Genomic DNA, 9,082 nt, shown 5'->3' with positions numbered 1-9,082 from the left:
ATTTACCGTCACCCCGGACTTGATCCGGGGTCCCGCTTTCTTTCTGAGTCCGTGCCCCGCCCAAGGCAGCGGGGTCCCGGGTCAAGCCCGGGGTGACGAATAGGCGAGCGTCCGCTCCCTACCCAAATCATCGCGTAACGGTTAATCGTTGCTCAGGCACGGATCGTCCTCATTCCACAGCGGTAATGGAATCCAACCACTCGGCTGTTCGTTACATCCGCGCTGCCTTGCGCAGCTTCCGCAGTCTAGCCGGCGCACGGTCCTCGAAGCGCCAAGGGAGAGGGTATGAAAATCAGCTTATTGGCGCTTCTCGGCGGCACGGCGCTTGCGCTTAGTGCCTGCGCGTCCACCAGCAACGAGCCTGTCGCGCCTGCGCCGCCGGTCGGCCCCGGCGCGATCAGCGGCACTGTCGCGGCGGATCGCAATGGCGACGGCATCGTCGACGGCTATTATTCGCCCGACGGCATGTATCACGAGATTCAAGGGCCGCCCTGTCCGCCGCCCCCGCCGCCTCCGCCGCCCTCGCGTCGCGGAGAACGCGGCTGACAAACGCATATGTCAGGGCGCGGCGCCGTTGCCGCGCCCCTTTGCTCCATGGCATCCTGCTTCCGGCGCTTGCGCTGGCGGCATGGCCTGCCCAGGCCGCGGCGCAACCGGCCCCTGCCGCGGACGTCCAGCGCACCAGCGTGGCGGCGGAAATCCGTTCGTCCGCGGGTGGCAAGCTGAGGGATTTCTACGCCCCTCGCGGCTATTGGCCGCTCTGGATCGAACGGGGCCGGGTCGGTCCGCAGGCCGACGCCCTGATCGCGCTGATCGAGGGAGCCGATGCGGACGGCTTGAAACCGAAGGACTATGGCGCCCGCGAGCTCAAGGCCCTGGTGAAGGATGCCGATCCCAGCGGCGATCCCCGGCTGCTGGCGCGGGCTGACATCGCCTTGTCCAGGGCCTTCGCCGCGCTGGCAGGCGACATGCGCAAGCCATCGCGCAAGGTGAAGGTGCGCTATCTCGATCCGGAGGTGGAGCCGAAGGACGAGGAACCGAAGGAAATTCTGCGCGCCGCCGCGGTGGCGCCGTCCTTTGTCGATTATGTGCGGTCGATCGGCTGGATGAGCCCCATCTACGTGAAGCTGCGAGAGGCGCGGGCGGGTTTCGCCCAGCGTTGGGGCGGCCTGCCGCAAGTGCCGGTGCCGGCCGATGTCAAGTTGCGCCCCGGCATGAAGGCGGGCGCCGTGGCGCTTCGCCGCCGCCTGGGGCTGGCGAGCGGGGCCGCCTATGACAAGGCGCTGGTCGCCAGGGTGAAGGCGTTTCAGGGCGACCATGGCCTCAAGCCCGATGGCGTCGCGGGCGCGGCGACCATCGCCGCCCTCAACCGGGGCGACGACCATTATGACCGGCTGATCGCGCTCAACATGGAACGCGCGCGGCTGTTGCCCGGCCCGCAGGTGCGGCATGTGGTGGTGGATGCGGCCTCCGCCCGCCTCTGGTATTTCAGCAAGGGCGCGCAGGACGGCACGATGAAGGTCGTGGTCGGCGCGAAGGAAAGCCAGACGCCGATGATGGCCGGCATGGTGCGATATGCGACGCTCAATCCCTATTGGAATGTGCCGTCCGATCTGGTCGAGCGGAAGCTGGCGCCCCGGATGCTGAACGGCGCTTCGCTGACGAAGCTGCGCTACGAGGCGCTGTCCGACTGGAGCGCCAATGCGCGGAAGCTCGATCCGGCGGCGGTCGACTGGCGGGCGGTGGCCGACGGGCGCACGGAATTGCGCGTGCGGCAGCTTCCCGGCGGCGACAACGCCATGGGGAAGGTCAAGTTCATGTTCCCCAACGACCTTGGCATCTACCTGCACGACACGCCTTCCCGCGACCTGCTGGCGAAACCGGCGCGCCAGTTCAGCAATGGCTGCGTGCGGCTGGAGGATGCACAGCGGCTGGGACGCTGGTTCTTCGGCAAGCCGTTGAAGCCCGCCAGCGACAAGCCGGAACAGCATGTGCCGCTGCCCCAGCCCGTGCCGGTCTACCTGACCTATCTGACGGCGGTGCCTTTGGGGGATGGAGTGCGGTTTTTGCCGGATGTCTATGGACGGGATGGGGTTTAGGGCGGCTGGGCTTGTTTCGGGGGTGGGCGGCGCGGGCAATTTGGATGTCGGGAAATGGCTAATTGCGGTCATTAGTTTCCCGTCACCCCGGGCTTGACCCCGGGGTCCCGCTTTCTTGTCTGAGCGTCCGCCTCGTCCAAGGCAGCGGGACCCCGGATCAAGTCCGGGGTGACGAATAGGCGAACGTCCGCTCCCCATCCAAAATCAGTCACTTCTCGACTTCGCTCGAAGCGAACGGGGTGGGGGTTAGAACCCCGCCATCAGTCCGTCTATCGCGCCCTGCAATATGTAGCTGGCCGCCAGCTTGTCCACCAGTTCGCCCCTTCGCGCGCGGCTGGCGTCGGCTTCCAGCAGGGTGCGCGTCACCGCCTGGGTCGACCAGCGTTCGTCCCAGAACAGGATCGGCAGGCCCAGGTCCGCGATATTCCGGCCGAAGGCGCGGCTTGCCTGGCTGCGGGGGCTTTCGCTGCCGTCCAGGTTGAGCGGCAGGCCGATCACCACGCCCTTCACCTGCTGCTGCTCCATGAAGGCGGCGAGGGCGATCTTGTCCTTGCTGAACTTGCCGCGTGAAACCGTGTGGGCCGGGCTGGCGATGGACCAGCCCGCGTCGCACAGCGCAATGCCGATGGTCTTGGTGCCGACGTCCAGCCCGATCAGGCGGCCGCCATGGGGCAGGGCTTCGCGGAAGGCCGCGCGGTCGGCGGTGAGGATGGACATGCTTATTTCTTCAGGAACGCGGCCAGCCGCTGCTTCGCGTCTTCGCGCACATCGGCCCAGAACAGCGCATAGTCATAGACGTGGTAATTATTGCCCGGCAGGGTGAACGGCCCCATGTCCACCGGCTCCCCGATCATCAGCACGCCGCTGGTGTCGCAGCGGGCGGGGACGATGCCGGGGACGATCCGGGTCGGCTTGTCCGCGTCGCGGGCGTCCAGCGTGCCGCGATTGGCGCTGGCCGGTGCCGAGCCGTTGAACGCGCCGGTGATGGGGTTGGTGCAGAGCATGTGCGTGCCCTTGTGCGGCCTGCCGGTGAAGCTGGGCTTGCGCTCGAAACTTTCGATGACGGCGGAAGGATCGGCCGGTTCGGCATAGCTCTGCCAGCTTACGATGCAATGCGCCTGATCGCGCCTGGCGCAGGCGGGGAGGCCGAGGGCAGGCAGGTCGGCCTCGACGGAGATGGGCCAGCCCACGGCGTAAACGGCGGCGATGCGGTCGGTAAGGGATTTGTCCGCCGCCCGTTCGCGCAGCAACTGGAGCAGGTGGCGCGTTCCCTGGCTGTGCGCGGCGAGGATCAGGGGGCCTTGCGGATTGGCCTTGAGGAAAGCGGCGAAGGCCTGCGCGACGTCGCGATAGGCGGCGGCGAGGGATTGTTCTGCGGCGGGCTTGTCGGTCAGGAATGCCCCGTAATTGGCCTGGCGATAGCGCGGCGCCCAGATGGAACCGGCCGCGTTGAAGGCGCTCGCCTGACTCTGCACGAAGCGCCTGGCGGTGGCGAGCGCTTCCTGATCGTCCAGCCGCATGTTCCAATGGGCGTCGCCCAGGGTGGTGATGTAGGATGTCGGGTGGATGAAGAAGATTGCTGCCTTTTCCGGCGCCTTTGCCGGGGCCGGGACGTCCTTCACGCCCTCCGGCGTCCAGAGCGCCGGATTGTCCTTCACGATGTCGGGCCGGGCGATCCACATCTTCGGATCGTCATAGGCGTTGGCGGGCAGGGGCGGAATCTGCGCGAACGCCTCCCGCGGGACCATCACCGCCCGGATCAACTGCATGCCCCAGAGGCGATAGGCCAGCAATGCCGCGATCACCAGCACGATCAGGCCGGTTACGACATAGAGGAACTTGCGGGCCAACCGGCGCTCTCCATCTGGCTGCGATGCTGATATATCCCTGTCTGGCGCAAGCGCGTCATGCGCGCAAGGACTTGAAGCATGGAGGTGCCGATGGTAGCGGCGGGGCCATGTCGATAGACCTTCAGACCGTGAAAAAGATCGCCAGCCTTTCGCGCATTTCGGTGACCGACGCCGAAGCCGAAGCCATGGTGCCCGAACTCAACAACATCCTGGGCTGGGTGGAGCAATTGGGGGAGGTGGACGTGACCGGCGTGGAGCCGATGACCGCCGTCATCCCCAACAAGCTGCGCCTGCGCGACGATGTCGTCACCGACGGCAATGTCCGCGACCGGGTGCTGGCCAATGCGCCGCAGGCCGAGCATGGCTTTTTCGCGGTGCCGAAGGTGATCGAATGACCGAGCTTACTGATCTGACGGTCGCGGAAATCCGCGACGGTTTCCGCGCGGGCGATTTTTCGGCGCGGGAAGTGGCGGAGGCGTTCAACGCCAATGTCGCCGCCGCCAAGGCGCTCAATGCCTTCATCGTCGAGACGCCGGAAAGGGCGCTGGAAGCGGCCGACGCCGCCGATAGGGCGAAGGCCGCGGGGGAGGCGCTGAAGCCGCTTTCGGGCGTGCCGATCGGCATGAAGGATCTGTTCTGCACCGAGGGCGTGCAGACGACCGCCGCCTCCCACATGCTGGAGGGGTTCACGCCGACCTATGAGTCCACGGTTTCGAAGAAGCTGTGGGATGCGGGCGCGGGCATGCTGGGCAAGCTGAACCTCGACCAGTTCGCCATGGGCTCTTCGAACGAGACCAGCTATTTCGGCAATGTGATCTCGCCCTGGCGGCGGGGCGGCGGGGATAATGCCGCTTTGGCGCCGGGGGGGTCTTCGGGCGGGTCTTCGGCGGCGATTTCGGCGCGGCTCTGCCCGGCGGCGACTGGCACCGATACGGGCGGGTCTATTCGTCAGCCTGCGGCCTTCACCGGCATTTCCGGGATCAAGCCGACCTATGGGCGCTGTTCGCGCTGGGGGATCGTGGCGTTCGCCTCTTCGCTCGATCAGGCCGGGCCGATGGCGCGGACGGTGCGGGACAATGCGATCCTGCTTGAGACGATGGCGGGCTTCGACCCCAGGGATTCGACTTCGCTCGACCTGGCAGTGCCGCAGTGGGAAGCCAATTTGTCGAGCGATCTCAAGGGGAAGAAGGTCGGCATTCCCAGGGAATATCGACCCGATGGGCTAAACGCGGAAATCTCCGCCATGTGGGATCGCGGCATCGAATGGTTGAAGGATGCGGGCGCCGAGGTGATGGACGTGTCCCTGCCGCATACCAAATATGCGCTGCCGACCTATTATATCATCGCGCCTGCCGAGGCGTCCTCGAACCTCGCCCGCTATGATGGCGTGCGCTATGGCCAGCGCGATCTGCCCGATGGGGCGGGCCTGCAGGACATGTATGCCGCGACCCGCGCCGCCGGTTTCGGGCCGGAGGTGAAGCGCCGCATCATGATCGGCACCTATGTGCTGTCGGCGGGTTTCTACGACGCCTATTATACGCAGGCGCAGAAGGTCCGGGCGTTGATCGCGCGGGATTTCGAGCAGGCCTTCGAGAAGTGCGACCTGCTGCTGACGCCGACCGCGCCCAGCGCTTCCTTCGCATTGGGGGAGAAGCAGGCCGATCCGCTGGCCATGTATCTGAACGACGTCTTCACCGTGCCCGCTTCGCTGGCGGGGCTGCCCGCCATGGCGGTGCCGGGCGGGCTGGATGCGCAGGGACTGCCGCTGGGCCTCCAGATCATCGGCAAGGCGCTGGACGAGCAGACCGTGCTGAACGCGGGCCTTGCGATTGAAGAACGCGCAGGCTTTGCGGCGCGGCCGGACAAGTGGTGGTAATGTCCAGGTCGAAGTGTTACCTTGGTAACACTGGAGATTGACGATGAACGCGCCGAGCAAGATCGAAACCGGAACCATGACGAGCAAGGGGCAAATATTGATCCCCAAGGCCATGCGTGACGCCGCTGGTCTGGTTCCGGGGCAACCCTATAAGGTGACGGTCAATGGCGAAGGCCAGGTGGTGGTCACCCCTCTGGGTTTCAGCCTGGAGGAGGCCAGCGAACGGAGCCGGCGGGTGCGTGAAGCCATCATGGCGATCGCCGGAAAATATCCGAATCCGGACGGCATGAGCACGGATGAATATATGCGGGAGATACGGGGTAGTTACGAACCGTGATCCTGATTGATTCAAACGTGCTCATAGATGTTTTCGATCGTGATCCGCAGTGGTTCGACTGGTCGTTCGCCCACATCAATCGCGCCGCTTTCGGAGCCTCTCTGTTCGTCAATCCGGTGGTGGTAGGCGAGATCGCGCCACGGTTTGAAGCATTGGCCGATCTCAGGGCCGTCTTGGCCTCCATGCTGATCATGATTGAGCCACTGACCGACGAAGGCGCATTCCAGGCCGGGCGGGCGTTTGAGGTTCATCGTGCCCGGCGGCAAGCCGGAGCGGCAAAATCCATCCTCGCCGATTTCTTCATCGGCGGGCATGCGCAGGCGGCGGGAGCCACCATTCTGACTCGCGACCCGCGTTTTTACAGAAGCTATTTCCCCGGCGTGTCATTGATCACGCCTTCAGAGGACGACTGATGACCGAATCAACCTATCGCATCCAGGGCGCAACCGGCGAGTGGGAGGTCGTGATCGGCCTGGAAGTCCATGCGCAGGTGACGAGCCAGGCTAAGCTCTTTTCCGGCGCCGCCACGGCTTTCGGGGCGGAGCCGAACACGCAGGTGAGCCTTGTCGACGCGGCCATGCCCGGCATGCTGCCCGTGCCCAATCGCGAATGCATCCGCCAGGCGGTGCGCACCGGCATGGCGATCAAGGCGCAGATCAACAGATGGTCGCGCTTCGACCGGAAAAACTATTTCTACGCCGACCTGCCGCAGGGCTACCAGATCAGCCAGCTTTACCACCCGCTGGTGGGCGAGGGGGAGATCGAGATCAGCCTGGACGACAAGAATCCGGACGCCGAGACCAAGAAGATCGGCATCGAGCGCATCCATGTCGAGCAGGATGCGGGCAAGCTGATGCACGACCAGCATCCCACGCGATCCTATGTCGATCTCAACCGTTCGGGCGTGGCGCTGATGGAGATCGTGTCGAAGCCCGACATGCGCTCCCCGGCCGAAGCCGGGGCCTATCTGTCGAAGCTGCGGACGATCCTGCGCTATGTCGGCTCGTGCGACGGCAATATGGACCAGGGTTCGATGCGCGCCGACGTCAACGTGTCGGTCCGCAAGCCGGGCGAGGCATTCGGCACCCGCACCGAGACGAAGAACGTCAACTCCGTCCGCTTCGTTATGGCGGTGGTCGAGCATGAGGCCAATCGCCAGGTCGACGTGCTGGAGGCGGGCGGCAAGGTGGTGCAGGAAACGCGCCTCTACGATCCGGACAGGAATGAAACGCGTTCCATGCGGTCGAAGGAAGACGCGCATGACTATCGCTATTTCCCCGATCCGGACCTGTTGCCGCTGGAACTGGACGACGCCTTTCTGGAGGAATGCCGCCAGTCGCTGCCCGAACTGCCCGACGCCAAGCGTCGCCGCTATGAGAAGGATCTGGGCCTTAGCGCCTATAATGCCGCCACGCTGACCGCCGACGCCGACACCGCCCGCTGGTTCGAGGCGCTGCTGGCCGAGGGCGCGCGCATCCAGAAGAAGAGCGAGGGCGAGGTGGCCAAGGCTTCGGCCAACTGGCTGCTGTCGGAGCTTTACGGCGCGCTCAATCGTCTGGGCAAGAGCCTGGAGGACAGTCCGGTCGGGCCGGAGGAAGGCGCTGAACTGCTGGCCCTGATCGCGGACGGCACGATCAGCGGCACCATCGCCAAGCAGGTGTTCGAGATCATGCTCGAAACCGGCGACAGCGCGCCCAAGATCGTCGAGGAAAAGGGCCTGAAGCAGACCAGCGACACGGGCGCCATCGAGGCGGCGGTGGCCAAGGTGCTGGCCGACAATGGCGACAAGGTCGAACAATATAAGGCGGGCAAGGAGGCGCTGTTCGGCTTCTTCGTCGGCCAGACGATGAAGGCGATGCAGGGCAAGGCCAATCCGCAGGTCGTCAACGAACTGATCAGGAAGGCTTTGAGTTAAGTCATGGGGGGCCGGCATGGGGATGCCGGCCTGGTTTCAGGGGGTGGATATGAAAAGGGGGATTTTCGCCGTGGGGCTGTGCCTCGCGGCAAGCATCGCGACCGTCGCGGCGCGGGCGGAAACGCTCGACAATGACAGCGTCGTGGCGCTGGTATCGGCCGGTCTGGGGGATGAAGCCGTGATCGCGAAGATCAAGGCTTCGCCCGCCCGGTACAGGCTGTCCACCGAAGACCTCATCGCGCTCAAGAAGAACGGCGTTTCCGGCCCCGTCATCGCCGCGATGATCGAGGCGGGATCGCAGGGCATCACCTCGGCCAAGGCGGCCATGTCGGCGGACTCGCCCGATCCGCTGGTGCCGCATCCTTCCGGCATCTACATGCTGGTCGAAGGCGCGGAGCCTGCCCGCATGGCGCGGATCGATCCCACCATTTCCAACCAGAGCAAGACGGGCGGGATACTGGGCTATGCCTTCACCGGGGGCATCGCCTCGCTCAGCATCAAGGCGGTCATACCCAATGTCAGCGCCCGGATCGCGTCGGGCAAGGCGCGGCCGACCTTCTATTTCTACTTTGACGAGGCCAATCGCAGCCTGTCGCAGGCGGGCGCGCCGTCGCTCTGGCTGGCGGGGCCGGCGGCGGCGATCACCTCGCCCAATGAATTCAGCCTGATCCAGTTCGACGTGAAGAAGGGCCGTCGCGAAACCCGCGTCGGCAGCATGAACCTGGGCGGCGCCAAGTCCGGAGTCATGGACAAGGACCGCATCGCCTTCGACTATGAGCAGGTGGCGCCCGGCGTCTTCAAGGTCATGCCGAAGGCGGATCTGGGCGCGGGCGAATATGGCTTCCTCTATTCCGTCAGCGCCGGCTCCGGTCCCGGCATGTGGGGCGGCGGCACGGGCGGCGCGCGGATCTTCGATTTCGCGGTCCGACCTTAGAAGCGGTAAAATAAAAGGGGCGCTGCCGGGGGAAGGCAGCGCCCCTTCCTTCACTGCCATGACGCCGTTGG

10 protein-coding genes are annotated in these 9,082 nt (G+C 65.3%); 8 read left to right on the top strand and 2 right to left on the bottom strand.

What is annotated here, in order from left to right; genetic code table 11:
- The first annotated feature begins 285 nt into the window (after positions 1–285).
- Positions 286–546, top strand: a complete 261-nt coding sequence (locus tag L286_RS28565; RefSeq protein WP_013040474.1) for a hypothetical protein — start codon at positions 286–288, stop codon at positions 544–546.
- A 41-nt stretch (positions 547–587) separates the two neighbouring features.
- A complete protein-coding gene (locus L286_RS28560; RefSeq protein WP_020819987.1) occupies positions 588–2,099 on the top strand; it encodes a L,D-transpeptidase family protein in 1,512 nt (503 codons plus the stop codon).
- A 246-nt stretch (positions 2,100–2,345) separates the two neighbouring features.
- Here L286_RS28560 and ruvX read toward each other — a convergent pair whose 3' ends face one another.
- Both ruvX and L286_RS28550 read right to left on the bottom strand, forming a co-directional pair.
- A complete protein-coding gene (gene ruvX, locus L286_RS28555) occupies positions 2,346–2,816 on the bottom strand; it encodes a Holliday junction resolvase RuvX (protein ID WP_007686471.1) in 471 nt (156 codons plus the stop codon).
- Positions 2,817–2,818: 2 nt separating this feature from the next.
- A complete protein-coding gene (locus tag L286_RS28550) occupies positions 2,819–3,949 on the bottom strand; it encodes a DUF3089 domain-containing protein (RefSeq protein ID WP_020819986.1) in 1,131 nt (376 codons plus the stop codon).
- A 107-nt stretch (positions 3,950–4,056) separates the two neighbouring features.
- Here L286_RS28550 and gatC point away from each other — a divergent pair, with 107 nt between their 5' ends.
- The 6 genes from gatC to L286_RS28525 are packed head-to-tail and all read left to right on the top strand — an operon-like array spanning position 4,057 to position 9,011.
- Positions 4,057–4,344, top strand: coding sequence for an Asp-tRNA(Asn)/Glu-tRNA(Gln) amidotransferase subunit GatC (gatC, locus tag L286_RS0124235; protein WP_007686469.1), 288 nt, complete (start codon positions 4,057–4,059; stop codon positions 4,342–4,344).
- A complete protein-coding gene (gene gatA / locus L286_RS28545) occupies positions 4,341–5,825 on the top strand; it encodes an Asp-tRNA(Asn)/Glu-tRNA(Gln) amidotransferase subunit GatA (protein ID WP_020819985.1) in 1,485 nt (494 codons plus the stop codon). The genes gatC and gatA overlap by 4 nt, the downstream gene beginning before the upstream one ends.
- A gap of 43 nt (positions 5,826–5,868) precedes the next feature.
- Positions 5,869–6,162, top strand: coding sequence for an AbrB/MazE/SpoVT family DNA-binding domain-containing protein (locus L286_RS28540; RefSeq protein ID WP_007686467.1), 294 nt, complete (start codon positions 5,869–5,871; stop codon positions 6,160–6,162).
- Entirely contained in the window at positions 6,159–6,575 is a 417-nt protein-coding gene (locus L286_RS28535; RefSeq protein ID WP_007686466.1) for a type II toxin-antitoxin system VapC family toxin, read from the top strand. Before L286_RS28540 ends, L286_RS28535 begins: the two co-directional genes overlap by 4 nt.
- Positions 6,575–8,077, top strand: a complete 1,503-nt coding sequence (gene gatB, locus L286_RS28530; protein ID WP_020819984.1) for an Asp-tRNA(Asn)/Glu-tRNA(Gln) amidotransferase subunit GatB — start codon at positions 6,575–6,577, stop codon at positions 8,075–8,077. Before L286_RS28535 ends, gatB begins: the two co-directional genes overlap by 1 nt.
- Positions 8,078–8,126: 49 nt before the next feature.
- A complete protein-coding gene (locus L286_RS28525) occupies positions 8,127–9,011 on the top strand; it encodes a hypothetical protein (protein ID WP_029986555.1) in 885 nt (294 codons plus the stop codon).
- Positions 9,012–9,082 lie beyond the last annotated feature (71 nt).

It is taken from the genome of Sphingobium sp. HDIP04, from assembly GCF_000445085.1.
GTDB lineage: Bacteria > Pseudomonadota > Alphaproteobacteria > Sphingomonadales > Sphingomonadaceae > Sphingobium > Sphingobium indicum.
This window is presented reverse-complemented; position numbering and strand designations above follow the sequence as displayed.

What these genes read in the sequence shown, in the direction of transcription:
- L286_RS28565 (WP_013040474.1), top strand. Translation starts at nt 286, where the DNA reads ATGAAAATCAGCTTATTGGCGCTTCTCGGCGGCACGGCGCTTGCGCTT.
- ruvX (WP_007686471.1), bottom strand. Translation starts at nt 2,816, where the DNA reads ATGTCCATCCTCACCGCCGACCGCGCGGCCTTCCGCGAAGCCCTGCCC.
- gatC (WP_007686469.1), top strand. Translation starts at nt 4,057, where the DNA reads ATGTCGATAGACCTTCAGACCGTGAAAAAGATCGCCAGCCTTTCGCGC.
- gatA (WP_020819985.1), top strand. Translation starts at nt 4,341, where the DNA reads ATGACCGAGCTTACTGATCTGACGGTCGCGGAAATCCGCGACGGTTTC.
- L286_RS28540 (WP_007686467.1), top strand. Translation starts at nt 5,869, where the DNA reads ATGAACGCGCCGAGCAAGATCGAAACCGGAACCATGACGAGCAAGGGG.
- gatB (WP_020819984.1), top strand. Translation starts at nt 6,575, where the DNA reads ATGACCGAATCAACCTATCGCATCCAGGGCGCAACCGGCGAGTGGGAG.
- L286_RS28525 (WP_029986555.1), top strand. Translation starts at nt 8,127, where the DNA reads ATGAAAAGGGGGATTTTCGCCGTGGGGCTGTGCCTCGCGGCAAGCATC.